The sequence below is a fragment of the Actinacidiphila cocklensis genome (assembly GCF_907177275.1).
In the GTDB taxonomy this organism is placed as follows: Bacteria; Actinomycetota; Actinomycetes; order Streptomycetales; family Streptomycetaceae; genus Actinacidiphila; species Actinacidiphila cocklensis.
The window spans coordinates 17,244-42,284 of sequence record NZ_CAJSLV010000059.1; the positions used below are offsets into that span (position 1 = coordinate 17,244).

Here is a 25,041-nt window from a genome sequence, read left to right on the forward strand (position 1 = left end):
CGCTCCGCATCATGAACGCGTGTCAAGACTCGGGGCCGTAGAGCCCCGCCGTTAAGGGGGTCGAGCCATGGGGCGCGGCCGGGCCAAGGCCAAGCAGACGAAGGTCGCCCGCCAGCTGAAGTACAACAGCGGCGGTACGGATCTCTCACGTCTGGCCGACGAGCTGGGCGCATCGCCGTCGAGGCCGGTTAATCCGGAGCCTGTCGAGGACGATGACGACGAGTTGGACGACGACGACCCGTACGCTCAGTACGCGGATCTGTACAACGACGACGACGATGACGAGGACGACCAGTCGTCCGACTCCTCGCCTTCGTCGCAGCGTCGTCGCGCTTGACGCAGCGAAGACACCACACACGCTGACCCGGCCGGGGGCGACCAGCCCCGGACCGGGTTTCGTCGTGCCCCCGGGCCGGCGTACGAGCGTACGGATCCGGCCATCGGGTCAGCCGGCGTAGTCACCGACCAGCTCCACGGCGGCTGCGCCGCTCTCGCGTGCCGTGACCTCGCCGGCGACCCAGGCCTCGGCGCCGCGGTCGGCCAGCGTGGCCAGGGCCACCTCGACCGACTCCTGGGGCACCACGGCGATCATGCCGACGCCCATGTTCAGCGTCTTCTCCAGCTCGGCGCGCTCGACCTGCCCCGCGGCGCCGACCAGGCCGAAGATCGGGTCGGGCGTCCAGGTGGACCGCTCCACGGTGGCCCGCAGGCCGTCCGGAACGACCCGGGCCAGGTTGTTGGCCAGGCCGCCGCCGGTGATGTGCGAGAAGGCGTGCACCTCGGTGGTGCGGGTCAGGGCCAGGCAGTCCAGCGAGTAGATCCTGGTCGGCTCCAGCAGCTCCTCGCCGAGCGTCCTGCCCAGCTCGGGGACCTCGCGGTCCAGCTCCCAGCCGGCCCGCTCGAAGAGCACGTGCCGGACCAGGCTGTACCCGTTCGAGTGAAGTCCCGAGGACTCGATCGCGATCACCGCGTCACCCGTACGGATACGGTCCGCGCCCAGCAGCCGGTCCGCCTCGACCACGCCGGTGCCGGCGCCCGCGACGTCGAACTCGTCGGCGCCCAGCAGCCCGGGGTGCTCGGCGGTCTCGCCGCCGACCAGGGCGCAGCCGGCCAGCACGCAGCCCTCGGCGATGCCCTTGACGATGGCGGCGACCCGCTCGGGGTGGACCTTGCCGACGCAGATGTAGTCGGTCATGAACAGCGGCTCGGCGCCGCACACCACGAGGTCGTCGACGACCATGCCGACCAGGTCGTGGCCGATGGTGTCGTAGACGCCCATCCGGCGGGCGATGTCCACCTTGGTGCCGACCCCGTCGGTCGCGGAGGCCAGCAGCGGGCGCTCGTAGCGCTTGAGCGCGGAGGCGTCGAAGAGGCCCGCGAAGCCGCCGATCCCGCCGACGACCTCGGGGCGGGTGGCCTTGCGCACCCACTCCTTCATCAGCGTGACGGCGCGGTCGCCGGCCTCGATGTCGACGCCGGCGGCGGCGTAGCTGGCCCCGGTCGTTCCGGTTGTCTCAGGCATTGCTGGCACTTTCGTGTCGGGTGAGAGGTCGGAAGTCACGGCCGGCGCAGGGCGTCGGCGGCGTCCGCGCCGCCGGCCAGCTCGACTTCCAGCAGCTGCTTGCCCAGCAGCTCCGGGTCGGGCAGGTCCATGGGGTACTCGCCGTCGAAGCAGGCGCGGCACAGGTTGGGCTTGGCGATCGTGGTCGCCTCGACCATGGCGTCGAGCGAGATGTACGCGAGCGAGTCCGCGCCCAGCGAGACGCCGATCTCCTCGACCGACATGCCGTTGGCGATCAGCTCGGCGCGGGTGGCGAAGTCGATGCCGAAGAAGCACGGCCACTTCACCGGCGGCGAGGAGATCCGCACGTGCACCTCGGCGGCGCCGGCCTCGCGCAGCATCCGCACCAGGGCGCGCTGGGTGTTGCCGCGGACGATCGAGTCGTCCACGACCACCAGGCGCTTGCCGCGGATGACTTCCTTGAGCGGGTTGAGCTTGAGCCGGATGCCGAGCTGCCTGATCGTCTGCGAGGGCTGGATGAAGGTCCGGCCGACGTAGCTGTTCTTGACCAGGCCGGAGCCGTAGGGGATGCCGCTGGCCTCCGCGTACCCGACCGCGGCCGGGGTGCCCGACTCCGGCGTGGGTATCACCAGGTCGGCGTCGACCGGCGCCTCCTTGGCGAGGCGGCGGCCCATCTCGACCCGGGACAGGTAGACGTTGCGGCCCGCGATGTCGGTGTCGGGCCTGGCCAGGTAGACGTATTCGAACACGCAGCCCTTGGGGCGGGCCTCGGCGAAGCGGGACGTCCGCAGTCCCTGCTCGTCGATCGCGATCAGCTCGCCGGGCTCGATCTCCCGGACGAAGCTGGCGCCGCAGATGTCCAGGGCGGCGCTCTCCGAGGCGACGACCCAGCCGCGCTCCAGGCGGCCCAGCACCAGCGGGCGGATGCCCTGCGGGTCGCGGGCGGCATAGAGGGTGTGCTCGTCCATGTAGACGAGGCTGAAAGCGCCCTTGATCTTCGGCAGCACCTGGTGCGCGGCCTGCTCGACCGACAGCGGGGTGCCGTCGGGGGCGGTCTGCCCGGCGAGCAGTGCGGTGATCAGGTCGGTGTCGTTGGTCGCGGCGACCCGGGTGGTACGTCCGGGCGTCTGCGGCAGGTCGGCGACCATCCCGGCAAGCTCGGCGGTGTTGACCAGGTTGCCGTTGTGCCCGAGCGCGATGGAGCCGTGGGCGGTCGCGCGGAAGGTGGGCTGCGCGTTCTCCCACACCGAGGCACCGGTGGTGGAGTAGCGCGCGTGACCGACGGCGATATGGCCGGTCAGCGAGCCGAGCGAGGTCTCGTCGAAGACCTGGGACACCAGTCCCATGTCCTTGAAGACCAGAATCTGGGAGCCGTTGCTCACTGCGATGCCCGCGGACTCCTGTCCGCGGTGCTGCAGGGCGTACAGCCCGAAATAGGTGAGTTTGGCGACCTCTTCACCCGGAGCCCAGACACCGAAGACGCCACAAGCGTCCTGGGGGCCCTTCTCGCCGGGGAGGAGGTCGTGGCTGAGTCGTCCGTCACCACGAGGCACGTCTTCGAGTCTAGGGCAGGTTCGCCCGTCGTCCGAACGAGGGACGTCCGCGATCAGCGCTTCTATGCGCGTAGCGCCTTGGGGGACACGGGGGTGTGACGTGCCCCCCAAGGTCCTGGCGGGTCGGCCGGTTAGGGGATGTGCGCCCGGCCGACGCTCTGCGCCCCGCATCTTAGAGTCGCCGCGCACCCTGAGGGCGACCTCGCGGCGGATCGGCCCCGGGGTCGGCGCGGAAGCGCCGCCGGATGGCCGGAAAACGTCCGCCCGCGCCGGTTGCGGGCAGGGAAACGCCCGCCGGTACGGGGGTTCCGGCGGGCGCGTTTCCCGAACGGGTCTATGGCCGGAATCCAGCATTCCGACTTTCCCCGTCAGGTCGATTCTAGGATCGCCGGACAGCGACGGCATATACCGATTGCGATTACCGGCGTAATTACGCCATGCCCATTCGCTACCATATTCGGGCATTCAGGACAGGAAATGCCTGCCGGACCCGTCTCCGCCTGACCGGGATGTCAGCGACTGCCGGGGCAGCGGCTCAGCTCATGACCGGCAGGTACGCCGCCAGGTCCGCGCGTTCCCCGCTGGCCGCGACCGCGGCCGACTCCAGCGCCTCGGCCCAGCCGGTGCGGCCGGTGGCAAGGCGGATCCAGGTCAGCGGGTCGGTCTCGACGACGTTCGGCGGGGTGCCGCGGGTGTGCCGCGGACCCTCGACGCACTGCACCGCCGCGTAGGGCGGCACCCGCACCTCCACCGCGTTGCCCGGCGCCTTGGCGGCGAGCGCGTCCGCCAGCACCCGCACCACCGCGGCCAGCGCCTGCCGGTCCAGCGGTACCTCGCGGCCGGTCGCCCTGGCCAGGTCGTCGCTGTGCACGACCAGCTCCACCAGCCGGGTCACCGTGAAGTCCAGGGCGCGCATGCCGCCGAAGGGCTCCGGGAGTAGCCGCCCGGGGCGCAGCGCCTCGTCCCGCAGGCCGGCGAGCCGGCCGGCGGCCGCCTCGACCGCCGCGGCCGGGCCGGCCTCCATCGCCTCGGCCGCCGCGCGCGTCGTCGCGTCGAGCCGGTCGGCGATCGGGCCGGTCTCCTGCGTCCACGCGTCGAGGCCGGTCAGCGGCCCGCCGGGCACCGGCTCCGGCTCGGCGAGCAGCACCCCGAGGACGTCCACCTGCCGCACGATGTGCGCGACCAGCAGCCGTACGTCCCACCCGGGCAGCCCCGACGGCAGCGCGTACGCCGCCTCCGGCAGCGCCCGCACCGCGTCCCGTACCTGCCCCACCTGCGCGACCAGCGCGTTCCACGTCCGGTCAGGGTCGTACGTACGCACACGGCGTCGGCTGGCAGGCGGCATACGGCGAGCGTAGCCGCCGCCTGCGACAACGAAGGGTGCCGCCCGGGTGGCGGGGCCGGGAAGTGCTCAGCCCTGGCGGGGCCGTTCGAAGGTGAGCAGCAGGCCCTCGACGGCGCCGGGGCCTATCCGGCCCTTCACGTCGGCCGCGGTGATGGACTTCAGCGCCCAGCCGTCGGCGGCCTGCTTGTTGAGGGTCTTCTCCAGCTTGTCGCCGTCGAGCGCGTCGCCGATCAGAGATTCGCGGAAGGAGACGACCTTGTACTCGTACATGTTCTGGTCCTCGCTCGGTTCACGTGGGCTTGCTCCGGTCCTGCGTCCGGACAGCCAACCACGAACGCCCGTACGCCGTCAGGCCGCCCCCGCGGCCGAACTCCCCCGCGCCGTCAGGCCGCCCCCGCGGCGAACGCGGTCGGCGGGCGGCCGGCCAGCGGGATGTCGCGCATGCGGCGCAGCGGCGAGAAGAGCAGCCACAGGCCCGCGCAGCAGCCGCCGCACACCGCGATCCACAGCGTCGCCCGTACGCCGAGCGCGGCCGCGAGCGCCCCGCCGGCCAGGCCGCCGAGCGGCAGGGTGCCCCAGGTGATCCAGCGGGCGGCCGCGCTGACGCGGCCCAGCAGCTCGGGCGGGCAGGTCGCCTGGCGGTAGCTGGTCAGCGAGATGCCGGTCACGGTGGAGGCGAAGGTCCAGGAGATCCAGCCGGCGCCGAAGAGCAGCACCGCCCAGCCCCGCCCGGCCAGCGGGATCAGCAGCCCGGGCAGCGACAGCACGGTCATCGCGACCCAGCTGATCCGTGCGGACCCCACCCGCCGGGCCAGCGGCGCCGCCGCGACCCCGCCCGCGACCCCGCCGGCCGCCCCCAGCGCGAGCAGCAGCCCGACCAGCCCCGGGCGCAGGTGCAGGGTGCGGATGAGGAAGACCGGGCCGAGCGTCTCGACCATGATCACGAAGAAGTTGGCGGTGCCGTTGAAGGCCACCCCGTTGCGCAGGATCGGGTCGCGGACCACGTGCGTGAGCCCCGCGCCGATCTGCACCCGCAGGGTGGGCCTCGTGGTGGCCTCGGGCCGCGCCGGCTCCCGGGTGCGTATCGCGGCCAGCGAGGCCGCGGACACCGCGAAGGACAGCGCGTCCGCCGTCATCGCCGCCGCGGCGCCGACCAGCGTGACGAGTCCTGCCCCCGCTCCCGGCCCGGCGATCTGGGCGGCGGACTGCGACGCGGCGAGCTTGCCGTTGCCGTCCATCAGCTGCTCCCGCTCCAGCAGCGCCGGCAGGTAGCTCTGGTAGGCGACGGAGAAGAAGACCGACAGCACGCCGGACACCAGCGCCACCCCGTAGAGCTGCCCCAGGGTCAGCACCCCCGCCGCGTGCGCGACCGGCACCGAGCCGACCACGGCCAGCAGCCCGAGGTTGCAGCCCATCATCAGCGGCCGCTTGGCGACCCGGTCCACCACCGCCCCCGCGGGCAGCGCCACCAGCAGGTACGCGCACGTCCCCGCGGCGGACAGCAGCCCCACCTGGAAGGCGCCGGCCTTCAGGACGACGACGGCGACCAGCGGCAGCGCGAGCACGGATATCTGGGAGCCGATCTCGCTGACCGTCTGCCCGCCCCACAACAGCAGGAAGTCCCGCTGCATGCGGAGGGGTCGGCGGGTGATCGGTTGCTCGGTGTCGGCCACCGTCCCGATGCTGGCACCGGACGCCGGGCGGTGTCCACGCCGTATCCGCGGAACGCAACCATCCGCCGCGGACGGCCGTCCCGGCTTGCAGGAGGGGGTGGTCGGACGTGTTCGGCATGGTTCTCACGGTGTGGTGCGTCGGGTGGGCGGCGGTCGCGGGGGTCGGGCTGTGGCGGTACGCGCGGGTGTGGTCGTCGCACACGGTCCGGGTGGCGGCGCGGGTCGAGCGGGTGGAGGAGCCGCGCGGGTCAGGGGCCGACGCCGCCGAAGGCGTGCAGGTGGTGCTGGCGTTCCAGAACCCGGCCACCGGTGAGGAGTTGCGGCTGCCGACCACCGGCGCCCGCAACGGCACGCTGACGGCGGCCTGGGTGGGCCGGCCGGTCACCGTGCGCTTCCCCGCCGGGCACCCGTACGACTTCCGTATCGCGAACGGCATGGGCCGGCAGCGCGACCTGGCCCTGCCGGTGGTGGCGGCCTGCTTCGCCTGGATGGGCCTCGTCGCCCACTTCGCGCTGGACGAGGAGGGGATCGGCTGGGTCCCGCTGGGCATCGGCACGGTCGTGGCCTCGCTGACCAGCTGGGCCGCGCTCACCACCCACCGCGAGGGCCGCCGCCGCGAGGGCCTGCTGGCGGCCGCGGAGGCGACCACCGCCCGGGTGGTGGCGTCCCTTCAGTCGACCCACCGCGACGACGACGGCCACACCCACACCACGTACGTGCCCGTCATGGCCTTCACCACCGCCGACGGCCGCTCGGTCACCGCGGTCAGCCCGGCGTACACCAGCCGCTCGCAGCCGCACACGGTCGGTACCGACGTGGCGGTCCGCTACGCCCCCGCCGATCCGTCCGTCTTCGCCTTCGACCTGGCGACGGACCGGCGGGCGAACGGGTGCGGCACCGCCTTCCTCACGGTGCTCGCGGCGGCGGGCGTCGCCGCGATGGTGACGGGGGTCGTGCTGCTGTCCTGACCCCCGTCTCCCTTGACGGGCAGGTCAGATGGTGCCGTCCTGCCACCACCAGGCGCGGCCGAGGTCCGCGCGGCTGTCGACGTGCTGGTGGTCCTCGGTGTACGTCTCCAGGCCGGAGAAGCCGCAGGTCTCGGCCTTGCGGTACACGGTCTGGTTGGCCACGCCCGGCACGTCGAGGTCGGCGGCGGTGCCGTAGAGGTGCATGCTGTCGCTCGCCCCGCCCACGTCCGCGTTGTGCGCGATGCTGCGGAAGCCGGAGTTGACGGTGATGGGCACGTTGCCCAGCTTCTTGCGGAGCGCTTCGAGCTTGTACATCGCGCGGCGGGCGTTCTCCTTGGCGGCGGCCGCGCTGACCTTGCCGCCGTCGAAGGTGCCGCTCACGCGGTCGGTGAACTCGCTGAAGTCGAAGTGCGCGGTCGAACCGTCCGACTGCTGCAGGGCGTTGAGCTGCGCCTGGGTGGCGGGTCCGGCGACGCCGTCGGACCCGAGACCGTACGCGGACTGGAAGAGGCGGACCGCGGCGGCGGTGCCGGGGCCGAATTCCCCGTCGATGGACACCCGCGTATGTCCCGCGGTGCTCGTGGGCCAGCCCGCGACCCTGATCTGCAACTCGGTGACGTCGGCGCCGGTCATCCCCTGGCTGAGGGTGCGCGACCAGGAGTAAGCGGAGGCCGACGAGGAGAGCAGCAGCGGCCCCAGGACGGCCCCGGTGCCGGCGGCCAGCGTTCCACGCAACAAGGTGCGGCGGTTGAACGGGGCTGAGAACGAGGTCATCGTTGTCCCTTTCGCTAACCGGTGCCGCGGTCGCGGCGGACCCAGCATGGCGGCCGGTACGGGAGGTGCTCAAGGGGCGCGGCTGTAGTCCGGGGGGTGTCTGGGACCGGCGCCCCCAAGGCTACGAAGCGGTCGGGGCGCTGGGGTGGACGAGGAACTCAGCGAGGCTGCGGTGGTACGTCAGCCCCGGCTTGCCGCGGAACGCCGCCTCGCCTACGACCTCGAACCCCGAACGCTCCAGAACCGCCTGGGACGCCTTGTTCGCGACCGTGATCCCGGCCCGCAGACCGGTCAGCCGGTAGCTGTTGGCGGCGATCCCGCACAGCTCCCGTACGGCCCACTGGGCCAGCCCGGCCCCCGTGGCACGCTCGGCGATCCGGTAGCCGAGTTCGGCCTCGCCGTCGGCCGCGTCCACGAGGTTCACCCGTCCGACGATCTCGCCCTTGTCGTTCAGCACCACGTGGAAGTAGCAGATTCCGGCCTCCTGCTCGGCGAGCAGCGCTCCGAGCCGCTCGTCGAAGTGGGCGAAGTAGTCGTCCCCCCGATTAGGAACCCATCTTGTGAAGTAGTCCCGGTTCTCCAGCTCGAAGGCGAGCAGGGGTGGGATGTGATCGGGGCGGAGGAGCTGAATCTCTGGCATGGCGAGGAATATAGGAAGCGGGTGCGCCCAGGGCCAGCCCGAGCGTGTCTCCTCCAGCGGATGCGGGGCTCACAGGGCGAGGGTGAACCAGACGACCTTGCCGACGTGCTGCCGGGGGTAGGTGCCCCAGTCCGCCGCGAGCGCCGCGACCAGGACCAGGCCGCGGCCGCCTTCCGCCTCGGGTCCGCTCCGCGCGCGAAGCACCGGCGGTACGTCGGAGGCGTCCGCGACCTCGACCCGCAGCAGCCGGTCCGGGTCGAGTTCCGCGCCGACCGCGATGAGCCGGCCCGTCGGACGGCAGGCGTGCCGTACGGAGTTCGTGACCAGCTCGCTCACCAGCAGCTCGGCGACGTCGGCGGCGTCCTTGTCCACCCCCCACCCCGCCATCTGGTCCCGCAGCAACCGCCGCGCCCTGCCCGGGGCCTGCGCGCCGCGCGTGAAGCTCCATCCCGCGCTCACGCCCCGGTCGTACTCAGTGCTCATGCGTCCCACACCGCTCTTCCGCTATATCAACAACTACTTACCGTCCTCCAAGCGTTGCGGTGTGCAGTTAGGCTCGACAACGGAGTGAGACTCAGCTTCCGCACTGTCAGGAAGGCCGTTCCCCGTGGTCCAGCCCAAGGAGCTCAACCCCTTCGACTCCCCCCAGTCCTTCTACGGCGCGGAATTGCGCCGCCTCAGAGAGAAGGCGGGCTTCTCCCAGGAGGGCCTGGGCGAACGCGTCTTCTGCTCGGGTGCGTACGTGGGCCAGATCGAATCGGCATCGCGCAGGCCCCAGTTGGACCTGTCGCAACGGATGGACACCGTCCTGGACACGGGCGGCCACTTGGAGCGGCTGTGCCGCATGGTCCTCAAGGCGACGAAGCACGCCGAGTATTTCGCCGACGTCGTCGACCTGATGACCCACGCGTTGACGATTCGGCAGGTGTCGAACTCGCTGATTCCCGGTCTGTTCCAGATCGAGCCGTACGCTCGGGCGCTGTTCGAGTCAGCCGATCCGTCCCGCCCGGCGGAGAAGGTCGAGGAGATGGTGGCCGCCCGGTTGTCACGGGCCTGGCTTCTGGGCAACCCAACAAAGCCAAAGTTCTGGATCATCCTGAACGAAAACGTCCTGCGCGCGCCGGTATGCGACCGCCAGGGGATGTATGAGCAACTCATGCACCTCGCGCGTATCGTCCGCGCCCGACGGGTGACCTTCCAAGTCATGCCGGCATCAGTGGGCGCTCATCCTCTGATGGGCAGCGACATCACGCTGATGACGTTCGCTGACGCGCCGCCTGCCGCGTACGTCGAAGCTGCCCGTTCAGGGCACTTGTTGGACACTCCGGCCATGGTCGAGAGCTACGCAGAGGCCTACGATTTTGCGCGGGCCGTCGCCCTGTCACCGGAGGCGTCCCTGGACCTGATCGAGTCAGTCGCCGAGGAGTACAGCGCGCAATGATCAACGCAGCGGACCTGGGCACGGCCCAATGGCGTAAGTCGTCGTACAGCAACTCGGACGGCGGCGAGTGCGTCGAGATAGCCGAGGGCATACCCAACGTAACGCCCGTCCGCGACTCGAAGGACCCCGAGGGTCCAGCCCTGCTCTTCCCCACCGCCGCCTGGTCCGCCTTCGTCGCGGGCGTCAAGGCAGGCGACTTCCCCCTCCACCCCTGACAGCCGGGCGTGGGACGGGACGGCAGGTCCGTGCTCAAGCAGTTCGCGCTGGCCGGAGTGGCCGCCGCCCTGCTGTGGTTCGGCATGTCATGGCTGACGCCCCACGTGATCCGAGGGCTCCTCGGCGGCTGGTGACCGCGGGCAGGACCGGCCGGTCGTCAGGCGTCCTCGGCGCGTGCCCAGGTGGTGAGTTGCCTGGTGTCCAGCTCGATGCCGACGGGGTCGGGGAGGGTGACGGTCTTCCCGAAGGGCACGATGACCCGCTTCTGGTAGACGCCCTCGTCCGGCTCGCTGTGGACGGTGACCTCGCGGGTGTCACGGTCGACGAGCAGATACACGGGAATCGCCGACTCGGCGTACGCACGCGGCTTGTCGATACGGTCGCGCTGCGTCGTATCCCGGTCGAACGACGTGACCTCGACGGTCATCAGCACGCCCTCCGGCTCACCCCACTCGCCGGCACCGACGAAGTGCCCGACCGGAGCGAGCGTCCCGTCCGGACGGGCACGACCCTTGCGGTACGTCTCCACCGTGAGCCCGAGTCCGACGTGGAGGCCCCACTGCGGCTTCTGCTGGGCGCACTGCCGGGCCAGCCACATGGTCACGGTCGTACGAAGCCCGTCCGGCGGGGACTTGGCCCCCAGCCTTCCGCCGAGGAACTCCAGGCGCAGCCCCTCCTCCTCGCGCTCGGCGAGGGACGCGAGGGCCTCGAAGGTCTCCGGCAGCATCTGCGCGTGATCCTGGGTCTGCGGCCGGTCGTCCACAGCGGTCACCCTGCGCCTCCCTGTGTCCGGGTACTCACGCTCGGTTCCTCACCCTGAAGGATCAACGAACCGAGCGTGACCCGATGATCACACTCGACGTCTCGGCGCGATTCTGCGCCTGGGAATCGAGCGTAGTCGTGCCCCCGGCGATCCGCCGGGAGGTCGGCTGCGGGAGCGGCCGAGGATGCCCGCAGCGGTCACTCGCCGACCGTGCCGTCGACGGCCTCGCGGAGGAGGTCGGCGTGGCCGTTGTGGCGGCCGTATTCGAGGATGACGTGCAGCATGATCGTGCGCAGCGAAAGGTCCTCCCGGCCACGGGAGTTGTGGACGACGACGTCCAGGTCGGGGGCGGCCGCCTCGATGCGGCGGGAGTGCTCGACCTCGGCCTGCCAGGCCGCGAAGGCCTCCGCGCGGGTCGCGCCGGTCGCGTCGTAGGCGACCTGGAAGTCCATCGAGTCCGACCAGACGAGCTGGACGTCCTCGCCGTCGACGACCCGGCGGAACCACGCGCGTTCGACCTCGGCCATGTGCCGGACGAGCCCGAGCAGGCTCAACGTCGACGGCGGCACGGACTGCCGCCGCAACTCCTCGTCGCTCAGCCCTTCGCACTTGACGGCGAGCGTCGCCCGGTGGTGGTCGAGGAAGCCGCGCAGCGTCTCGCGCTCGTCGGCGATGTTGGGAGGCCAGGGCCGGTCGATGGTCACCGGGCCATTGTGTCCGCTGCCCACAACACTCGTGAGGCAATATTCTGAGGCCATGAGGCTGACGGCTGCCGCCGTGTCACGCAACTTCACCGCGGTGATCACCCGCGCGGGCCGCCGCCTGGGCCTGATCGGCCCCGCGCCGACCGGCGACGCCACCGCCCTCAACACCATCCTGGCGGCACACCGGCCGGACGAGGACTTCGCCCGCGACGTGCACACGACCCGCGGACTGCTCACGCCCGGGCCGAACGCGTCATGGCCCGACGCCTGATCCTCCACACACACCGGCCCCGCCGACTCGGCGTCGGGCCGGCCGGTCAGACGTCCTCGGCGCTCATCAAGGTGAGGAGCCGCTGGGTGTCCAACTCGATCCCGACAGGGTCAGGAAGGGCGACAGTCTTCCCGAAAGGCACGATGACCCGCTTCTGGTAGACGCCGCCGTCCGGCTCACTGTGGACGGTGACCTCGCGGGTGTCGCGGTCGATGAGCAGATACACGGGAATCGCCGACTCGGCGTACGCACGCGGCTTGTCGATACGGTCGCGCTGCGTCGTGTCGCGATCGAACGATGTGATCTCGACGGTCATCAGCACGCCGCCCGGTTCGGCCCACTCGCCGCGGGACGTTTCGACGAGGTGGTTGACGGGGGCGAGGACCCCGTCCGGGATCGCCCTGCCGTTGCGGTGGGTCTCGATCTTGAGACCCTGCCCGACGTGAAGATCCCATTCAGGTTGTTGCTGAATGCACTGCCGCACCAGCCACATCGTCATCGACGTGTGGATCACATCTGACACGGCCTTGACTCCCAGCTTCCCGCCGACGAGCTCCAGCCGAAGCCCTTCGGTCTCTCGTGCAGCAAGTGATGCCAAATGCTCGAAGGCCTCTGGCGTCAGCGCGTGATCCCGCGTCTGCGACCGGTCATCCACCGCGGTCACCCCATACCTCCCTGTGCCCGGGTACTCACGCTCGGTTCCTCACCCTAACGATCAAAGAACCGAACGCGACCGGATGATCACACTCGACGTCTCGATGCGCTTCTGCGCTCGGGAATCGAGCGTAGCCGCGGTCACGTGCGGTCGGCCCGCGGCGAGGCCACCCGGCTGCTGAGCAGAGCCGCGCCGAGGAAACCCGAGGACCCGGCGGCCTGGCCCGTCTGGCGCCGCCTGATCCCGCACGTGCTCGCGCTGGCCGACCACACGGACCCCGCCACCGACACCATCCGCATGTGCCTGCTCCTGGGGCGCGCCGGCGAGTTCCTGGAGGAGCAGGGGGACCTGCCCCGCTCGATCGACCAGCTCCGCCGCGCCTACGAGGGCGACCGCCGGCTGCTGGGCGCGGACCACCCCAACACCCTGGCCTCCCGCAACAACCTCGCCTACGCCTACCAGTCGGCGGGAAACCTGGCGCGGGCCATCGAGCTGCACGAGCAGAACCTCGCCGACCTGCTGCGCGTCCTCGGCCCCGACCACCCGAACACCCTGACCACCCGCAACAACCTCGCCCAGGCCTACAAGCAGTCGGGAGACCTGGACCGGGCGATCCCGCTGCTGGAGCAGAACCTCGCCGACCGGCTACGGGTCCTGGGCGCCGACCATCCGAACACCCTCATCTCCCGCAACAACCTCGCCACCGCCTACAAGTCGGCCGGCGACCTGGCACGGGCCATCGAACTGCACGAGCAGAACCTCGCCGACCGCCTGCGCGTCCTCGGCCCCGACCACCCGAACACCCTGACCACCCGCAACAACCTCGCCCAGGCCTACCGGGCGGCAGGAGACCCGGTACGGGCCATCGAACTGCACGAGCAGAACCTCGCCGACCGCCTGCGCGTCCTCGGCCCCGACCACCCGAACACCCTGAACTCCCGCAACAACACCGCGAGCATCCTCAGGGCGGCGGGCGATCCCCGGCGGGCTGTCGAGCTGTTCGAGCCGCTCCTTGCCGACGCCGAACGCGCTCTGGGCGCGAACCACCCCCTGGCGGGCGCGATCCGCCACAACCTCGCCCTCGCCCGCAGGCAGCTCGCAAGTGCCCGCCGCCCGCAGGCCTGACCCCAGGCCCTGTGACCGGCGTCATATCCACGACTGTCACGCCCGGCACCCCTCGCCCGTCCTCATCGCGTCACGCAACACCGCACACGTTGAGGGAGTCATCATGCGAGTGGTCGTCGCGGGCGCGACCGGGGTCGTCGGGCGGCAGGTCGTGCCGCTGCTCAGCGCCGCCGGGCACGAGGTCGTCGCGCTGTCGCGCACGCCGGGGCCGCAGCGGGCAGCCGGGGTGCGGACCGTCAGTGTCGACGCGCTGGACCAGGACGCGCTGGGCGCCGCGGTGCGGAAGGCGGAACCCGACGCCGTCGTGCACCTGCTCACCGCCATCCCGGCGCAGATCGACCCGCGGAAGATGGAACGGGACTTCGCGCTCACCAACCGGCTGCGCACGGAGTCCGCCAGGACCCTGGCCGCGGCCGCCCAGGACGCGGGCGGCCGCTTCCTCGCGCAGGGCCTGGCCTACGCCTACGACCCGGCGCCCGGCGCGGCCGACGAGGACGCGCCCTTCTGGCGGCGCCCGCCCAAGCAGTGGGCGACGACGCTGGAGGCGCTGAGAACGCTGGAGCGGATCACCGCGGAGGCCGGCGGACTGGTGCTTCGCTTCGGGCACCTCTACGGCCCCGGCACCGCCTTCGGCCGCGGCGGGTCGAGCCTGGCGCAGATCAGGGCGCGGAAGATGCCGGTCGTCGGCGACGGCAGCGGCACCTTCTCCTTCACCCACACCCGGGACGCCGCGGCGGCCGTCGTCGCCGCCCTCGACCACCCGGAGGTGACCGGCGCCCTCAACATCGTCGACGACGAGCCCGCGCTGCTGCGCGACTGGCTGCCCGGGGTGGCCGCCCTGCTCGGCGCCCCCGCGCCGCAGAAGGTACCCACCGCGCTGGCCCGGCTCGCGGCGGGCGCGTGGGGCGCGGCCTTCATGACGCAGCTGCGCGGCGCCGACAACTCCCGTGCCAGGAAGGCCCTGGAGTGGGCGCCGCGCTATCCGGCCTGGCGCGACGGCTTCGCCGCCGAGCCGCTGACCGAGGAGCCGGCCTGAGATCCGGCGGCTACTGCTCGCCCAGCGCCATCCACTTCGCCGGGTCCGCGAGCGGCTCGAACCCGACCTTCGCGTACACCTCGTGCGCGTCCGCGGTGGCCAGCAGGATGCGGCGCAGGCCGTACGGGGCGAGATGGTCGCACGCGGCGGCGACCAGCGCCGTCCCGATGCCCTTGCCGCGGGCGGCGGGAGCGACGTAGACGTCGCAGAGCCAGGCGTGGGTGGACAGGTCGGTGAGCATCCGCGCGTACGCGAGCTGCGCGCCGGACGCGCTGTCGTAGACCCCGAAGTTGAGGGACCCCGCGATCGCCGCGTCCTGCTTCTCCCGCGGGCGTCCGAGCGCCCAGTACGCGTCCTGCGACAGCCACCGGTGGATCAGCTCGGCGTCGAGCCGTGCGGGGTCGGTGGATATCTCGTAGCCGTCCGGCAGTTCGTGACTCATCCCCGCACCCAACCAGCCTGCCCGCGGCCCCGGCCAGCCATTTTCCCGCGGGTCACGCCGTGGCGGCCAGCTCCCGGAAGGGCGCCCGGGTGCCGGGCGGGGGCAGGCACACGAAGAGGTGGTGGCCTGGCGTCGGGAGGGCCAGCAGGGTGTACGGGAGGGTGGACGCGGCCAGTCGGGGGTGGCGTACCCGCAACTCGCCCTCGCCCGGGGGGCCTGCCCTGTGCAGGTCCCACAGGGCGGAGAACTCGGGGCTCGCCGCGGACAGCCGCGCCACCAGGCGGGCCAGGGCCGGGTCGTCGGGGCGGTCGGCGTGCGCGGCCCGCAGGCCGGCGACCAGTTGCGCGCCGATCGAGCCTTCCGGCTCCCGGTTGGCGGGCGCCTCGGCGCCGTAGGGGCAGCAGAAGACCTGCCAGAGCAGGTTGCGCTCGTGCGCCGGGCGTACCGCCAGGCCCGCCATCAGGGCGCCGCCCAGCGAGTTCCAGGCCAGCAGGTCGAAGCGGGGTCCCGCGACGAGGGCGGGGGTGTCGGCCAGGGCGTCCAGCATCGCCAGGGCCGCAGGGCTGACCGGCAGGTCGGGTGCGGCGGAATCCCGGCGCCGCGGGGCGGCCAGGGTGTGCAGATAGCCGCGTTCGGCGTCGGTGAGCAGCAGGGCGCGCGCCAGCGCGTCGAGCACCGCGGGCGTCGGGACGCGCGGCCTGCCCTGTTCGAGGCGGGTGTAGTAGTCGGGCGAGATGCCCGCCCTGGCCGCCACCTCCTCCCTGCGCAGGCCCGGGGTCCTGCGGTGCCCGGTCGGCGGCAGCCCCGCCTCGGCGGGGGTGAGGGTCGAGCGGCGCACCCGCAGGAAGTGCCCCAGCGCAGAGTCGGCCATGGGCCAACGGTAGACGAGCACAAGGGGGGTCTGGCCGTCCCGGGGTCGGCCCGGCCGATGGTGGCGGGCGGGCCGCGGGCGCGAGGGTTCCGGCATGGGAATCCTCGAAGGCAAGGTCACCGTCGTCACCGGCGCGGGACGCGGGATAGGGGCCGCCGCGGCCCGGCTGTTCGCTGCGGAGGGCGCACGGCTGGTGTTGGCGGCCCGCACCGGCACGGAAGTCGAGGCGCTGGCAGCCGAGTTGCGCGCGGGCGGCGCCGAGGCGGTGGCCGTGGCCGCGGACATCACGACCGCGGAGGGCGCGCAGCGCCCGGTGTCTGCGGCGCTCGCCGCCTACGGACAGCTGGACGCGGCCTTCGACAACGCCGGGGCAGGACCCGTACCGGCCCCGCTCGCCGACCGCGACGAGGACACCTGGGACGAGGTCCACACGCTGAACCTGCGGGGCACCTGGCTGTGCCTGCGCGCCCAGTTGCGCGCCATGGTCGCGGGCGGCCGCGGCGGCGCGATCGTACTGAACACCGGCGTCGGCGCGCTGGTCGGCGGCTTCGGCGACGGTACGCAGCAGGCCGCGAAGCACGGTCTCGCCGGCCTGGTGAAGGCCGCCACCGCGGACTACGCGGGGCACGGCATCCGCACCAACGCCATCGCGCCGGGCGTCGCCCGCACCTCCGCCACCGAGGCGTACTTCGCCGCGGGACCCGGTTTCGCCGACGCCGTCGCCCGCGCGACCCCGCTGGGGCGGGTCGCCGAGGCAGCCGAATTCGCCGAGGCGGCCGCCTGGTTGCTCAGCGACCGCGCCTCCTACGTCACCGGCGTGACGCTCCCGGTCGACGGCGGCATCACCGCCGTCCGCAGTTTCGCCTGACGCCGGGCGCCCCCCGACCGGTAGCGTCGGCGGGACGGGAGGCGCGCATGACGGTGGGAGACGGGGAGCGGCTGGCCGGCGGGATGGCCAATGCCGGCGGGGTGTTCCGGCGCGGCGGGGTGGTGGACCGGCCCGCGTCGCGGAACGCGGCGGGGGTGCACGCGTATCTCGCCGGCCTGCGCGAGCGCGGGTTCGACGGGGCGCCGACCGCGGTCGGCCTCGGCGGCGGGCGGGAGCAACTGACGTACGTGGAAGGGGACGTGGCCCTGCCGCCGTTCCCCGCGTGGGCGATGACCGACGACGTCCTGCGGTCGGTGGGCCGGCTGCTGCGGCGGCTGCACGACGCGGCCGCGGGCGTCGCGTTCGACCCGGGGGCGGACTGGGACCGGGTGCTGGCCGACCCCGAGGGCGGCCCGCTGCTGTGCCACAACGACGTGTGCCCGGAGAACGTCGTCTTCCGCGCGGGCGAGGCGGTCGCGCTGATCGACTTCGACCTGGCCGCGCCCGGACGGCCGTTGTGGGACGTGGCGACGGCGGCCCGCTACTGGGTGCCGATGCTCGACCCGGACTCGGCCGCCCTCCAATACCCGGCGGGCCTGGACCAGTTGGCGCGGCTGCGGCTGCTGGCCGACGCGTACGGCCTGGACGCCGCCGAGCGCGCGGAACTGCCCGCGGTGATCGAGCAGGCGGCCGCGGTGGGCCGAGCCTTCGTCGAACGGCGGGTCGCGGACGGCGACCCGGTGTACGTCGAGGCGGTGGCCAGGTACGGCGGTTGGGCGCGCTGGGACCGCATGCAGGACTGGCTGGTCACGCACCGGGGGGCGTACGCGGCAGCGTTGAACTGAACCGCGTACGCCCCCCGGGTGGAGCTCAGACCAGCAGGCCCGGAATCGTGGCCTCGTGCGCGGCACCCAGCTCGGCGAGCGGGATCGCGAACTCGCCCTGGACCTCCACCGCGTCACCGTCGATCACGCCGATCCGGCTGACCGGCAGGCCGCGCGCACCGCACATGTCGGTGAAGCGCAGCTCCTCCGAGCGCGGCACCGCGACGATCGCGCGGCCCGCGGACTCCGAGAACAGGAAGGTGAAGGCGTCCAGCCCGTCCGGCACGACCAGCCGGGCACCGTTGCCGCCGCGCAGGCAGGACTCGGTCACCGCCTGGATCAGGCCGCCGTCGGACAGGTCGTGCGCGGCGTCGATCATGCCGTCGCGCGAGCCGGAGATGAGGATCTCGGCGAGCAGCTTCTCCCGCTCCAGGTCCACGGCCGGCGGCAGGCCGCCGAGGTGGTCGTGGACGACCTGCGACCAGGCCGAGCCGCCGAACTCCTCGCGGGTGTCGCCGAGCAGCAGGATCAGCTGGCCCTGCTCGCTGAACGCCATCGGCGTACGCCGGTTGACGTCGTCGATCACGCCGAGCACCGCGACCACCGGGGTCGGGTGGATGGCCTGGTCCCCGGTCTGGTTGTACAGCGACACGTTGCCGCCGGTCACCGGAGTGCCCAGCGCCAGGCAGCCGTCGGCGAGACCGCGGGTGGCCTCGGCGAACTGCCACATCACCGCCGGGTCCTCGGGCGACCCGAAGTTCAGGCAGTCCGAGACGGCCAGCGGCTTCGCACCGGTCGCCGCGACGTTGCGGTACGCCTCGGCCAGCGCCAGCTGCGCGCCGGTGTAGGGGTCGAGCTTGGCGTAGCGCCCGTTGCCGTCGGTGGCCAGCGCCACGCCGAGGTTGGTGTCGGCGTCGATGCGCACGACCCCGGAGTCCTCGGGCTGCGCCAGCACCGTGTTGCCCTGGACGAAGCGGTCGTACTGGTCGGTGACCCACGACTTGGACGCCTGGTTGGGCGAGCCGACCAGCGCGAGCACCTGCGCGCGCAGCTCCTCGGCGTTCGCGGGCCGCGCCAGGCGGCCGGCGTCGTCGGCCTGCAGGGTGTCCTGCCAGTCGGGGCGGGCGTAGGGGCGGTGGTACGTCGGCCCCTCGTGCGCCACCGACCGCGGCGGTACGTCCACGATCTGCTCGCCGTGCCAGAAGATCTCCAGCCGCGAGCCCTCGGTGACCTCACCGATGACGGTCGCGATGACGTCCCACTTCTCGCAGATCTCCAGGAAGCGGTCGACCTTGCCGGGCTCGACGATCGCGCACATCCGCTCCTGCGACTCGCTCATGAGGATCTCCTCGGGCGAGAGCGTCGCGTCACGCAGCGGCACGGTGTCCAGCTCGACCCGCATGCCGCCGGAACCGGCCGAGGCCAGCTCGGAGGTGGCGCAGGACAGGCCCGCGCCGCCGAGGTCCTGGATACCCGCGACCAGCTGCTCGCGGAAGATCTCCAGGGTGCACTCGATGAGCAGCTTCTCCTGGAAGGGGTCGCCGACCTGGACCGCGGGCCGCCGCGAGGGACCCGTGGAGTCGAAGGTCTCGCTGGCCAGCACCGACACGCCGCCGATGCCGTCGCCGCCGGTCCTGGCGCCGTACAGGATCACCTTGTTGCCGGTGCCGGACGCCTGGGCGAGGTGGATGTCCTCGTGCTTCATGACGCCCACGCACAGCGCGTTGACCAGCGGGTTGCCCTGGTAGCAGGGGTCGAAGACGACCTCGCCGCCGATGTTGGGCAGGCCCAGGCAGTTGCCGTAGCCGCCGACACCCGCGACGACGCCGGGCAGCACGCGCTTGGTGTCGGGGTGGTCGGCCGCACCGAAGCGCAGCGGGTCCATGACCGCGACCGGGCGCGCGCCCATCGCCAGGATGTCCCGCACGATGCCGCCGACGCCGGTGGCCGCGCCCTGGTAGGGCTCGATGTACGAGGGGTGGTTGTGCGACTCGATCTTGAAGGTGACCGCGTAGCCCTGCCCGACGTCCACCACACCGGCGTTCTCGCCGATGCCGACGAGCAGCGCGTCGGTCTGCGGTGCCTTCTCGCCGAACTGCTTCAGGTGCACCTTGCTGGACTTGTACGAGCAGTGCTCGGACCACATGACCGAGTACATCGCCAGCTCGGCGCCGGTGGGACGGCGGCCCAGGATCTCCCTGATCCGCGCGTACTCGTCCTCCTTGAGGCCGAGTTCCTTCCAGGGCTGCGCCGACTCGGGTGTCCCGGCGGCGTGCTTGACCGTGTCGAGGCTCATGCGGTGACCAACTTCTTGATGACCGAGGTGAAGAACGCGAGGCCGTCGGTGCGGCCGGTGCCGATCAGCGGCTCCACTGCGTGCTCGGGGTGCGGCATCAGGCCGACGACGTTGCCCGCCGCGTTGCTGATGCCGGCGATGTCGCGCAGCGACCCGTTCGGGTTCAGTTCCTGGTAGCGGAAGACCACCCGGCCCTCGGATTCCAGTTCGTCGAGGGTGCGCTCGTCGGCGGTGTAGCGGCCGTCGATGTTCTTCAGCGGGATGGAGATCTCCTCGCCGGCCGCGTAGTCCGCGGTCCAGGCGGTGGCCGAGGTCTCGACCCGCAGTTTCTGGTCGCGGCAGACGAAGTGGAGCCCGGTGTTCCTGAGCATCGCGCCCGGCAGCAGATGCGCTTCGCACAGCACCTGGAAACCGTTGCAGATGCCGAGCACCGGCATTCCGCCGTTCGCCTGTTCGACAATCGCGCCCATCACCGGCGAGAAGCGCGAGATCGCGCCGGCCCGCAGATAGTCGCCGTAGGAGAAGCCGCCCGGCAGAACGACCGCGTCGACCTGCTTGAGGTCCTTGTCACGGTGCCACAGCGGCACCGCTTCGGCGCCCGCGATGCTGATCGCCCGCTGCGTGTCGCGGTCGTCCAGCGTGCCGGGAAATGTGACGACACCAATGCGGGCAGTCACGACTCGACCTTTACGTCGAAGTCCTCGATCACGGTGTTGGCGAGAAAGGTTTCCGCCATCTCCCGAATGCGGGCGAGGGCGGCGTCGTCGACCGGCCCCTCGACCTCGAGTTCAAAGCGCTTTCCCTGGCGGACGTCGGAGATCCCGGCGAAGCCGAGGCGCGGCAGCGCTCGCTGTACCGCCTGGCCCTGGGGGTCGAGGATCTCCGGCTTGAGCATGACGTCGACTACGACGCGTGCCACTGGCACTCCCGGTGGTGTGGTGCGTGAGGTCCCTCCAGCGTACCCGGTGGGAAATTCTACGCGTGTAGATATGTGGCGTCCGTCCGATCAGCGGCAGATCATGCATCACGTTTATGTATCGGCTGTCAAAATACCTGGGGAAACGCGGCGGAAAATCATAGGGTCCCGATGGCGTACAGGCTTGGGATGACGCACGGCCGGGAATTATCAGTAACATCTGCCGTCCCATTCCGTGACAACGCACAAGCACCGCCCTGAATGCACATTTGTCGACACCTGCGCGTCGGGTGCCCGCGACACACAGCCGGGCCGTACCCGTACCGCTCCGGGCCGCAAGGCCCGTGCGGCACGGCCCGGTCACCGGCCCCGGCGACACCGGCCGGTCATCGCGGGGGCATACCGACGACGTACGAAAGGACCGATTCCCCATGGCGCAACGCGTACTGGTCACCCTCGCCGATGATCTCGACGGCGGCGAGGCCGCGGAAACGATCGCATTCGGCGTCGACGGGCAGTGGTACGAGATCGACCTCTCGTCCGAGAACGCGGACAAACTGCGCCACGAGCTGGCGCCCTACGTCGAGGCCGGCCGCCGCCGCACGCTTTCCGGCCGCGCCTACAAGCGCACCCCCATCGCCCCCACCCCGGCGACGGTCCGGGCCTGGGCGCAGTCGAACGGATTCGAGGTGCCGGCCCGCGGCCGCATTCCGAAGAAGGTCTACGAAGCGTTCAACAAGGCGGGCTGAGCGCAGGGCAGTTGGGGTGTGCGGCCGGCCGGGTCACGGCCGGCCGCACACCTGCCACGAGCGCGACACGGCCGACCCGGGCCGACTGGACAGCCACCCCCATCCGTCCGCTAGTGTGTGGAGCACGCCGAGGGCAGGACCGAAAGGCCAGGTCAACGGACATCATGCGGGTGTAGCTCAGTAGTAGAGCGCCCCCCTTCCAGGGGGGAGGCGCAGTGTGCAATTCCTGTCGCCCGCTCCGATCGCCTATGCGAATGCGTCACGGTCATTGATCCCGGTCATTGACATGCGGCGCATCGGGTAGAGTGGTCAGCACGACCTGCGGACGTGGCTCAGTTGGTAGAGCATCACCTTGCCAAGGTGAGGGTCGCGAGTTCGAATCTCGTCGTCCGCTCAGTAAGACGAAGGCCCCGGTTCATGTGACCGGGGCCTTCGTCGTGTCGTCTTCCGCGTCCCCAGGTGTCCCCCGCAATGCGTTGCGCGCCTGCGCGTTGTGTTGCCTGTCTCACATCCGCTCCGCGGGTCCCGCGACCGTCGCCGGATACCCGTTTCCGGAGCGCTCGGCCGATCGGGTACAGTATCTGCACGACCTGCGGACGTGGCTCAGTTGGTAGAGCATCACCTTGCCAAGGTGAGGGTCGCGAGTTCGAATCTCGTCGTCCGCTCAGCAAAGCGAAGGCCCCGGTCCATGTGACCGGGGCCTTCGTCATGCCTACCAGGGGTCCTGGTCAGGGTCAGGGGGTTCAGGACCAGGGGGTGCCGGTCAGCCGCTCGTACGCCTCGATGTAGCGCGCCCGGGTGTGCTCGACGACCTCGGCCGGCAGGTCCGGCGGCGGGGTGTGGCCGGTGCGGTCCCAGCCGGAGGCGCCGGAGGTCAGCCAGTCGCGGATGATCTGCTTGTCGTAGGACGGCTGCGGGTGCCCCGGGTCCCACAGGTCGGCCGGCCAGTAACGGGACGAGTCGGGGGTCAGCACCTCGTCGGCGATGACCAGCTCGCCCTGCTCGTCGTGGCCGAACTCGAACTTCGTGTCCGCCAGGATCAGCCCGCGCTCCCTGGCCACGTCACGCGCCCGCCCGTAGACCGCCAGCGTCGTCTGCCGCAGCTGGGCCGCGGTCTCGGTGCCGACCTGGCGGGCCACCTCCTCGTACGGCACGTTCTCGTCGTGCTCGCCGACCGCGGCCTTCGTCGCCGGGGTGAAGATCGGCGCCGGCAGCTCCGAGCCGTCGACCAGGCCCTCGGGCAGCGCGAGGCCGCACACCGTGCGGTGCGCGTCGTACTCCAGCAGGCCGGAACCGGTCAGATAGCCGCGTGCCACGCACTCCACCGGCACCATCTGCAGCGACCTGCACACCATCGTCCGGCCCGCCCAGTCCGCGGGCGCGCCCTCGGGCACCTCGGTCGAGATCACGTGGTTCGGCACCAGATCGGCCAGCTGGTCGAACCACCACAGCGACAGCTGCGTCAGCACCCGCCCCTTGTCGGGGATGTCGGTGGGCAGTACCCAGTCGTACGCCGAGGTGCGGTCGCTGGCGACCATCACCAGGTCGCCGGCGGCGCTGCGGTACAGCTCGCGCACCTTCCCGGTGTGCAGGTGCTCCAGTCCGGGCACCTGCACGGGCTCCGGCTTGTCGACGAATCCGGGCATCGGTCGTCCTCCCCAATCGGTGGTTCAGCCCCTGATTCTCGCGCACCGGAGCGGATGCGGCGCGCGCGGGGCGCTGCGGGGGGCGCTCGTCGACCGGGGCGGTCCTGCCTGCGGAAACGGTCAGTCGTGCTTGCGGAAACGGTCAGTCGTGCTTGCAGATACGATCCAGCAGATTGGCCGTCGCACGCTGGATGCGCGGGTCCACATGGCCGGGCCGGTCCAGCGCCGGCGACCAGGCGAAAGTGCCGGACGCGAAGACGTACGCGCCGCTGGGCGAGCGGTACAGCGACGTCTCCTGGTGGCAGCGGCGGCCGTCCGCCGACTCGTACGGCGAGTGCGCGAGCAGGATGCGCTCGGTGGAGTCGGGCAGTGCCGTACGCGGGAAGTAACGGTCCGCCTCACCCGCCACCAGGCCCTCGATCGCGTCGCCCTCGTCCGCGCCGGTCGCCTCCCACAGCCAGTGCCCCGCGTTGCGCACCACCAGCGGCGACGGCTGCGGCACCCGGCCCGCGTACTGCACGCCGAGCAGCAGCTGCTCCGGCTCCCCGAGCTCGCGCCACAGGCTGCCGCGGCCTCGCGTGTCGCCGCGCGGCTTGCGGCAGCTCAGCAGCCCGTCGGGGTCGCCGGCCGGTGAAGGCGCCAGCTCGACCTGCCAGTACATGGTGTTGGCCGACAGGAAGACCAGCGACGTCCCCATGTCGCGGGCCGACTCCGCGGCCCTGCGCATCGGCACCGACCAGTACTCGTCGTGCCCGGGGAAGACCATGCCGCGGTAGAGCGAAGGATCGATCCTGCCGGCGTGCAGGTCGCGGGCGTCGGCGTACGCGAGGTCGTAGCCGTAGCGCTCGGCGAACCGCACGAAGTCGTAGGCGTGCCCGATGTGCAGCGGCAGGCCCGCACCGGCGTAGGGCCGGTCGAAGGACACCGTCCCGGCCGCCGCCTCCTCGCCGAGCAGCCGGCCCTCCTCGTCCCACGCGTGATACAGGCTGGCGCCGGTCCTGCCGTCCTCGGGATACAGGTTGTACGCCTGCCAGGTCACGTCCGGCAGCAGCAGGAGCAGGTCGGCGGGCGCCGCCGGGTCCCGCACGGTGAACGGCACATGGCTGCGGTAGCCGTCGACGGTCGTGAGGACCGCGACGTAGGCGCCGGTGCGCCAGTGCGGGGGGATCTGCAGCCGCCAGGACTGCCACCAGTGGTGGCAGGAAATCGTCTTTCCCGCCGCCAGCGGGGCCGGCTGCACGATCCCCGACAGCCGGGGGCTCGCACTGACCTGGGCGGCGCCGTCGCCGCCGTAGTGGCCGATGCGGTAGACGTCGACGGTGAACTCCTGCGGCGGGTCCACGGTGATCCGGAAGTCGACCGCGTCGCCCGGGGCCACCGCCCCGGCCGACGCGAAGCCCTTGATCTGCCGCCGCACGTCGTCCGCCATCCGCGGCCCCGGCAGATGCGGCCGCCGAGGCGCCTCACCGCTGCTCGCGGCCAGGTCGACGTACCAGGGCACGACCTGACCGTCGTCCCCCGGATACACCGGTTCCCCTCGCAGCCACGGCAACGGGCCCTGCCCGAACGGATCGGACACCCCGTGCGCGAGCGCACCGGACTCCCACCGCCTGATCTGCTCTGCGGCCATCACGCATCCCCTCCGTCCCCACCGCACCCCCCGTCGCGGACGGCGGAGCAGCGGTGCGGTATGAGGCAAGCACATCACAGAATGCGGCGCGGCTGTCACGGTTCGTGGTGAAT

The 25,041-nt window shown here is 71.8% G+C and carries 28 protein-coding genes and 3 tRNA genes; 13 read left to right on the forward strand and 18 right to left on the reverse strand.

The annotated features are described in order from the left end of the window. Window positions 1-67 precede the first annotated feature (67 nt). Window positions 68-337: a DUF3073 domain-containing protein gene (locus tag NFU81_RS19180; RefSeq protein ID WP_251491539.1), complete on the forward strand. Its 270-nt coding sequence runs from the start codon at window positions 68-70 to the stop codon at window positions 335-337. Between the two features lie 108 nt (window positions 338-445). On the opposite strand, the gene purM is transcribed toward NFU81_RS19180, so the two are convergent. From purM to NFU81_RS19205, 5 genes are all read right to left on the reverse strand, one after another. After that, on the reverse strand, window positions 446-1,522 hold the full coding sequence (gene purM, locus NFU81_RS19185; protein WP_251491540.1) for a phosphoribosylformylglycinamidine cyclo-ligase: 1,077 nt from the start codon (window positions 1,520-1,522) through the stop codon (window positions 446-448). A 35-nt stretch (window positions 1,523-1,557) separates the two neighbouring features. Beyond that, the gene (purF, locus tag NFU81_RS19190; protein WP_251491542.1) at window positions 1,558-3,075 is read right to left on the reverse strand and encodes an amidophosphoribosyltransferase; all 1,518 of its coding nucleotides are present in this window, start codon (window positions 3,073-3,075) and stop codon (window positions 1,558-1,560) included. Between the two features lie 535 nt (window positions 3,076-3,610). Beyond that, on the reverse strand, window positions 3,611-4,420 hold the full coding sequence (locus NFU81_RS19195; protein WP_251491544.1) for a maleylpyruvate isomerase family mycothiol-dependent enzyme: 810 nt from the start codon (window positions 4,418-4,420) through the stop codon (window positions 3,611-3,613). Between the two features lie 66 nt (window positions 4,421-4,486). After that, a complete protein-coding gene (locus NFU81_RS19200) occupies window positions 4,487-4,690 on the reverse strand; it encodes a DUF4177 domain-containing protein (protein WP_033177975.1) in 204 nt (67 codons plus the stop codon). A 113-nt stretch (window positions 4,691-4,803) separates the two neighbouring features. Continuing rightward, window positions 4,804-6,093: an MFS transporter gene (locus NFU81_RS19205; protein ID WP_251491546.1), complete on the reverse strand. Its 1,290-nt coding sequence runs from the start codon at window positions 6,091-6,093 to the stop codon at window positions 4,804-4,806. 116 nt (window positions 6,094-6,209) lie between these two features. On the opposite strand from NFU81_RS19205, the gene NFU81_RS19210 reads away from it, so the two are divergent. Then, the gene (locus tag NFU81_RS19210) at window positions 6,210-7,061 is read left to right on the forward strand and encodes a DUF3592 domain-containing protein (RefSeq protein WP_251492158.1); all 852 of its coding nucleotides are present in this window, start codon (window positions 6,210-6,212) and stop codon (window positions 7,059-7,061) included. A 24-nt stretch (window positions 7,062-7,085) separates the two neighbouring features. Here NFU81_RS19210 and NFU81_RS19215 read toward each other — a convergent pair whose 3' ends face one another. From NFU81_RS19215 to NFU81_RS19225, 3 genes are all read right to left on the reverse strand, one after another. Further along, window positions 7,086-7,835 (reverse strand): D-Ala-D-Ala carboxypeptidase family metallohydrolase, encoded by a 750-nt coding sequence (locus tag NFU81_RS19215; protein WP_251491548.1) that lies wholly within the window; start codon window positions 7,833-7,835, stop codon window positions 7,086-7,088. Window positions 7,836-7,956: 121 nt separating this feature from the next. Further along, window positions 7,957-8,475, reverse strand: coding sequence for a GNAT family N-acetyltransferase (locus NFU81_RS19220; RefSeq protein ID WP_251491550.1), 519 nt, complete (start codon window positions 8,473-8,475; stop codon window positions 7,957-7,959). A gap of 69 nt (window positions 8,476-8,544) precedes the next feature. Further along, the gene (locus tag NFU81_RS19225; protein ID WP_251491552.1) at window positions 8,545-8,958 is read right to left on the reverse strand and encodes an ATP-binding protein; all 414 of its coding nucleotides are present in this window, start codon (window positions 8,956-8,958) and stop codon (window positions 8,545-8,547) included. Between the two features lie 124 nt (window positions 8,959-9,082). Here NFU81_RS19225 and NFU81_RS19230 point away from each other — a divergent pair, with 124 nt between their 5' ends. Together NFU81_RS19230 and NFU81_RS19235 are read left to right on the forward strand one after the other, a co-directional pair. After that, complete coding sequence (locus tag NFU81_RS19230; protein ID WP_251491554.1) at window positions 9,083-9,916, forward strand: helix-turn-helix domain-containing protein; 834 nt, start codon at window positions 9,083-9,085, stop codon at window positions 9,914-9,916. Then, window positions 9,913-10,131, forward strand: a complete 219-nt coding sequence (locus NFU81_RS19235; protein ID WP_251491556.1) for a DUF397 domain-containing protein — start codon at window positions 9,913-9,915, stop codon at window positions 10,129-10,131. The genes NFU81_RS19230 and NFU81_RS19235 overlap by 4 nt, the downstream gene beginning before the upstream one ends. A gap of 158 nt (window positions 10,132-10,289) precedes the next feature. Here NFU81_RS19235 and NFU81_RS19240 read toward each other — a convergent pair whose 3' ends face one another. Both NFU81_RS19240 and NFU81_RS19245 read right to left on the reverse strand, forming a co-directional pair. Then, on the reverse strand, window positions 10,290-10,859 hold the full coding sequence (locus tag NFU81_RS19240) for a Uma2 family endonuclease (RefSeq protein ID WP_251492160.1): 570 nt from the start codon (window positions 10,857-10,859) through the stop codon (window positions 10,290-10,292). 233 nt (window positions 10,860-11,092) lie between these two features. After that, window positions 11,093-11,599 (reverse strand): DinB family protein, encoded by a 507-nt coding sequence (locus tag NFU81_RS19245; protein ID WP_251491558.1) that lies wholly within the window; start codon window positions 11,597-11,599, stop codon window positions 11,093-11,095. Between the two features lie 52 nt (window positions 11,600-11,651). Between NFU81_RS19245 and NFU81_RS19250 the strand changes: the two genes are divergently transcribed. Then, window positions 11,652-11,870, forward strand: a complete 219-nt coding sequence (locus tag NFU81_RS19250; RefSeq protein WP_251491560.1) for a prevent-host-death family protein — start codon at window positions 11,652-11,654, stop codon at window positions 11,868-11,870. A gap of 46 nt (window positions 11,871-11,916) precedes the next feature. Here the strand turns inward: NFU81_RS19250 and NFU81_RS19255 are convergent, their stop codons facing one another. Then, window positions 11,917-12,534 carry a Uma2 family endonuclease gene (locus NFU81_RS19255; protein WP_251491561.1) on the reverse strand — a complete coding sequence of 206 codons (618 nt, stop codon included), beginning with the start codon at window positions 12,532-12,534 and terminating at the stop codon, window positions 11,917-11,919. A gap of 135 nt (window positions 12,535-12,669) precedes the next feature. Between NFU81_RS19255 and NFU81_RS19260 the strand changes: the two genes are divergently transcribed. Next, a complete protein-coding gene (locus NFU81_RS19260; protein WP_251491563.1) occupies window positions 12,670-13,650 on the forward strand; it encodes a tetratricopeptide repeat protein in 981 nt (326 codons plus the stop codon). Between the two features lie 103 nt (window positions 13,651-13,753). Beyond that, window positions 13,754-14,686 (forward strand): NAD-dependent epimerase/dehydratase family protein, encoded by a 933-nt coding sequence (locus NFU81_RS19265; RefSeq protein ID WP_251491565.1) that lies wholly within the window; start codon window positions 13,754-13,756, stop codon window positions 14,684-14,686. 10 nt (window positions 14,687-14,696) lie between these two features. On the opposite strand, the gene NFU81_RS19270 is transcribed toward NFU81_RS19265, so the two are convergent. After that, on the reverse strand, window positions 14,697-15,128 hold the full coding sequence (locus tag NFU81_RS19270; protein WP_251491567.1) for a GNAT family N-acetyltransferase: 432 nt from the start codon (window positions 15,126-15,128) through the stop codon (window positions 14,697-14,699). A 52-nt stretch (window positions 15,129-15,180) separates the two neighbouring features. Continuing rightward, window positions 15,181-15,999 (reverse strand): helix-turn-helix domain-containing protein, encoded by an 819-nt coding sequence (locus NFU81_RS19275; protein ID WP_251491569.1) that lies wholly within the window; start codon window positions 15,997-15,999, stop codon window positions 15,181-15,183. Between the two features lie 94 nt (window positions 16,000-16,093). On the opposite strand from NFU81_RS19275, the gene NFU81_RS19280 reads away from it, so the two are divergent. Both NFU81_RS19280 and NFU81_RS19285 read left to right on the forward strand, forming a co-directional pair. After that, window positions 16,094-16,867: an SDR family NAD(P)-dependent oxidoreductase gene (locus tag NFU81_RS19280; protein ID WP_251491571.1), complete on the forward strand. Its 774-nt coding sequence runs from the start codon at window positions 16,094-16,096 to the stop codon at window positions 16,865-16,867. 47 nt (window positions 16,868-16,914) lie between these two features. Then, window positions 16,915-17,712: a phosphotransferase gene (locus NFU81_RS19285; protein ID WP_251491573.1), complete on the forward strand. Its 798-nt coding sequence runs from the start codon at window positions 16,915-16,917 to the stop codon at window positions 17,710-17,712. Between the two features lie 25 nt (window positions 17,713-17,737). Here the strand turns inward: NFU81_RS19285 and purL are convergent, their stop codons facing one another. The 3 genes from purL to purS are packed head-to-tail and all read right to left on the reverse strand — an operon-like array spanning window position 17,738 to window position 20,906. After that, entirely contained in the window at window positions 17,738-19,987 is a 2,250-nt protein-coding gene (gene purL / locus NFU81_RS19290; RefSeq protein ID WP_251491575.1) for a phosphoribosylformylglycinamidine synthase subunit PurL, read from the reverse strand. Then, window positions 19,984-20,664, reverse strand: a complete 681-nt coding sequence (gene purQ / locus NFU81_RS19295; protein ID WP_251491577.1) for a phosphoribosylformylglycinamidine synthase subunit PurQ — start codon at window positions 20,662-20,664, stop codon at window positions 19,984-19,986. The genes purL and purQ overlap by 4 nt, the downstream gene beginning before the upstream one ends. Then, on the reverse strand, window positions 20,661-20,906 hold the full coding sequence (gene purS, locus NFU81_RS19300) for a phosphoribosylformylglycinamidine synthase subunit PurS (protein ID WP_031516589.1): 246 nt from the start codon (window positions 20,904-20,906) through the stop codon (window positions 20,661-20,663). The genes purQ and purS overlap by 4 nt, the downstream gene beginning before the upstream one ends. A 428-nt stretch (window positions 20,907-21,334) precedes the next feature. Between purS and NFU81_RS19305 the strand changes: the two genes are divergently transcribed. From NFU81_RS19305 to NFU81_RS19320, 4 genes are all read left to right on the forward strand, one after another. Next, window positions 21,335-21,652 (forward strand): histone-like nucleoid-structuring protein Lsr2, encoded by a 318-nt coding sequence (locus NFU81_RS19305; protein WP_033177966.1) that lies wholly within the window; start codon window positions 21,335-21,337, stop codon window positions 21,650-21,652. Window positions 21,653-21,818: 166 nt separating this feature from the next. Next, window positions 21,819-21,890 (forward strand) — tRNA-Gly (locus tag NFU81_RS19310). Window positions 21,891-21,973: 83 nt separating this feature from the next. Then, a tRNA-Gly gene (locus tag NFU81_RS19315) sits at window positions 21,974-22,046 on the forward strand. A 198-nt stretch (window positions 22,047-22,244) separates the two neighbouring features. Continuing rightward, a tRNA-Gly gene (locus tag NFU81_RS19320) sits at window positions 22,245-22,317 on the forward strand. A gap of 78 nt (window positions 22,318-22,395) precedes the next feature. Here NFU81_RS19320 and NFU81_RS19325 read toward each other — a convergent pair. Both NFU81_RS19325 and NFU81_RS19330 read right to left on the reverse strand, forming a co-directional pair. Beyond that, complete coding sequence (locus NFU81_RS19325; RefSeq protein ID WP_251491579.1) at window positions 22,396-23,298, reverse strand: phosphoribosylaminoimidazolesuccinocarboxamide synthase; 903 nt, start codon at window positions 23,296-23,298, stop codon at window positions 22,396-22,398. A 142-nt stretch (window positions 23,299-23,440) separates the two neighbouring features. Further along, a complete protein-coding gene (locus NFU81_RS19330) occupies window positions 23,441-24,928 on the reverse strand; it encodes a N,N-dimethylformamidase beta subunit family domain-containing protein (protein WP_251491581.1) in 1,488 nt (495 codons plus the stop codon). Window positions 24,929-25,041 lie beyond the last annotated feature (113 nt).

What these genes read in the sequence shown, in the direction of transcription:
- NFU81_RS19180 (WP_251491539.1), top strand. Translation starts at nt 68, where the DNA reads ATGGGGCGCGGCCGGGCCAAGGCCAAGCAGACGAAGGTCGCCCGCCAG.
- purM (WP_251491540.1), bottom strand. Translation starts at nt 1,522, where the DNA reads ATGCCTGAGACAACCGGAACGACCGGGGCCAGCTACGCCGCCGCCGGC.
- NFU81_RS19195 (WP_251491544.1), bottom strand. Translation starts at nt 4,420, where the DNA reads ATGCCGCCTGCCAGCCGACGCCGTGTGCGTACGTACGACCCTGACCGG.
- NFU81_RS19200 (WP_033177975.1), bottom strand. Translation starts at nt 4,690, where the DNA reads ATGTACGAGTACAAGGTCGTCTCCTTCCGCGAATCTCTGATCGGCGAC.
- NFU81_RS19210 (WP_251492158.1), top strand. Translation starts at nt 6,210, where the DNA reads ATGGTTCTCACGGTGTGGTGCGTCGGGTGGGCGGCGGTCGCGGGGGTC.
- NFU81_RS19215 (WP_251491548.1), bottom strand. Translation starts at nt 7,835, where the DNA reads ATGACCTCGTTCTCAGCCCCGTTCAACCGCCGCACCTTGTTGCGTGGA.
- NFU81_RS19220 (WP_251491550.1), bottom strand. Translation starts at nt 8,475, where the DNA reads ATGCCAGAGATTCAGCTCCTCCGCCCCGATCACATCCCACCCCTGCTC.
- NFU81_RS19225 (WP_251491552.1), bottom strand. Translation starts at nt 8,958, where the DNA reads ATGAGCACTGAGTACGACCGGGGCGTGAGCGCGGGATGGAGCTTCACG.
- NFU81_RS19235 (WP_251491556.1), top strand. Translation starts at nt 9,913, where the DNA reads ATGATCAACGCAGCGGACCTGGGCACGGCCCAATGGCGTAAGTCGTCG.
- NFU81_RS19240 (WP_251492160.1), bottom strand. Translation starts at nt 10,859, where the DNA reads ATGCTGCCGGAGACCTTCGAGGCCCTCGCGTCCCTCGCCGAGCGCGAG.
- NFU81_RS19250 (WP_251491560.1), top strand. Translation starts at nt 11,652, where the DNA reads ATGAGGCTGACGGCTGCCGCCGTGTCACGCAACTTCACCGCGGTGATC.
- NFU81_RS19265 (WP_251491565.1), top strand. Translation starts at nt 13,754, where the DNA reads ATGCGAGTGGTCGTCGCGGGCGCGACCGGGGTCGTCGGGCGGCAGGTC.
- NFU81_RS19270 (WP_251491567.1), bottom strand. Translation starts at nt 15,128, where the DNA reads ATGAGTCACGAACTGCCGGACGGCTACGAGATATCCACCGACCCCGCA.
- NFU81_RS19275 (WP_251491569.1), bottom strand. Translation starts at nt 15,999, where the DNA reads ATGGCCGACTCTGCGCTGGGGCACTTCCTGCGGGTGCGCCGCTCGACC.
- NFU81_RS19280 (WP_251491571.1), top strand. Translation starts at nt 16,094, where the DNA reads ATGGGAATCCTCGAAGGCAAGGTCACCGTCGTCACCGGCGCGGGACGC.
- NFU81_RS19285 (WP_251491573.1), top strand. Translation starts at nt 16,915, where the DNA reads ATGACGGTGGGAGACGGGGAGCGGCTGGCCGGCGGGATGGCCAATGCC.
- purL (WP_251491575.1), bottom strand. Translation starts at nt 19,987, where the DNA reads ATGAGCCTCGACACGGTCAAGCACGCCGCCGGGACACCCGAGTCGGCG.
- NFU81_RS19305 (WP_033177966.1), top strand. Translation starts at nt 21,335, where the DNA reads ATGGCGCAACGCGTACTGGTCACCCTCGCCGATGATCTCGACGGCGGC.
- NFU81_RS19325 (WP_251491579.1), bottom strand. Translation starts at nt 23,298, where the DNA reads ATGCCCGGATTCGTCGACAAGCCGGAGCCCGTGCAGGTGCCCGGACTG.
- NFU81_RS19330 (WP_251491581.1), bottom strand. Translation starts at nt 24,928, where the DNA reads ATGGCCGCAGAGCAGATCAGGCGGTGGGAGTCCGGTGCGCTCGCGCAC.